Below are 1,603 nucleotides of genomic sequence, written 5' to 3'. Positions count from 1 at the left end.
GGGCCGACACCCGGCCGGTGTCGCAGGCCTCGCTGGACAACCTGGCCTACGTCATCTACACCTCCGGCTCCACCGGACGACCCAAGGGCGTGGCGATGTCGCACCGGCCGTTGGCGAACCTCATCGACTGGCAGTTGCGGCGCAGCCAGGTCGTCGGACCGGTGCTCCAGTTCTCGTCGATCTTCTTCGACATCTCGTTCCAGGAGATGTTCACCGCCTGGCTGGGCGGCAGCTACGTGGTGCTCGTGACCGACGAGCAGCGGCGCGACCCGGAACAACTGCTCGACGTGCTCGCCGCCGAACGGGTGCGGCGGCTGCACTGCCCGCCCGCGGTGCTGGCACAGATCGCGCTCGCGGCGCGGCGTACCGGCCGTCGGCTGTCGCTCGAGGAGGTCGCACCCGCAGGTGAGCAACTCCAGATCACGGCGGAGATCCGCGAGCTGGCGACCGCCGGGGACGGCGTCGCGGTCGACAACCAGTACGGTCCCACCGAGGCCCATGTGATCACCGCCGGCCGGCTGACCGGTGACCCGGCCGGCTGGCCGGAGTTTCCGAGCATCGGCAAGCCGATCGCCAACACCCGGATCTACCTGCTCGATCAGCACCTCCGGCCGGTTCCACCCGGGGCCGTGGGCGAGATCTACGTGGCCGGAGACTGTCTGGCCCGGGGGTACGTGGGCCGTGCCGACCTGACCGCCGAACGGTTCGTGCCGGACCCGTTCGCCACCGCCGCCGGGCAACGCCTCTACCGCACCGGGGACCTCGCCCGCTGGCGTCACGACGGCAACCTGGAGTTCCTGGGCCGCGCCGACCGCCAGATCAAGATCCGTGGATACCGCGTCGAACCCGGCGAGATCGAAGCCGCCCTGCTCCATCATCCGGATGTCGCCGAAGCCCTCGTCGTCGCCGACCAGGGCCGCACCGGTGACACCCGGTTGCTCGCGTACGCCGTCCCCGCGGGGCAGGCCCTGCCACCCGGCTCGGCACTGCGCGCCTTCCTGCGCGCCTCGCTGCCGGAGTACATGGTGCCGGCACAGGTCGTCGCGCTGCCGAGCCTGCCGCTCACGGCGACCGGCAAGGTCGACCACACGAGCCTGCCGAATCCGGCCGACGCGCCGGTGGACGAGGTCGCGGACCGGGTCGCGCCCCGCACGGCCGAGGAAGCGACGATCGCGACCATCTGGGCGGAGACCCTCGGCGTACCGGCCGTCGGCGTCGATGACGACTTCTTCGAACTCGGTGGCCACTCGCTGCTGGCGACGCAGGTCATGGCACGGGTCCGGGGCGCGCTGGGGATCGAGCTGCCGTTGCGGGCGATCTTCGAGAACCGGACCGTGGCCACGCTCGCCCTTGCCGTCGCCGGTCGGTCGACCGGCGCCGACGAGGTGCGGCTGGAGCCGGTGGCGCGGGGTGAGCGGTGGGTGCCGTCGTTCGGGCAGCGGCGGTTGTGGTTCATGGACCAGTTGCAGCCGGGGCTGACCGCCTACAACCTTCCGCTGGCCTACCGGATTCGTGGTCGGTTGGCGGTGGGGGTGTTGGCGCGGGCGTTGGATGTGGTGGTGCAGCGGCATGAGGTGTTGCGGTGTTGTTTTGAGGTGGTGGA

General features: G+C 71.1%; 1 protein-coding gene. It reads left to right on the top strand.

Annotated elements, in window-relative coordinates:
- A partial coding sequence (locus AB0883_RS30750) for an amino acid adenylation domain-containing protein (protein WP_366644768.1) occupies window positions 1–1,603 on the top strand: 1,603 nt, incomplete at both ends.

Origin of the sequence: Micromonospora sp. NPDC047812 (assembly GCF_040704175.1) — a bacterium.
In the GTDB taxonomy this organism is placed as follows: domain Bacteria; phylum Actinomycetota; class Actinomycetes; order Mycobacteriales; family Micromonosporaceae; genus Micromonospora.
This window is presented reverse-complemented; position numbering and strand designations above follow the sequence as displayed.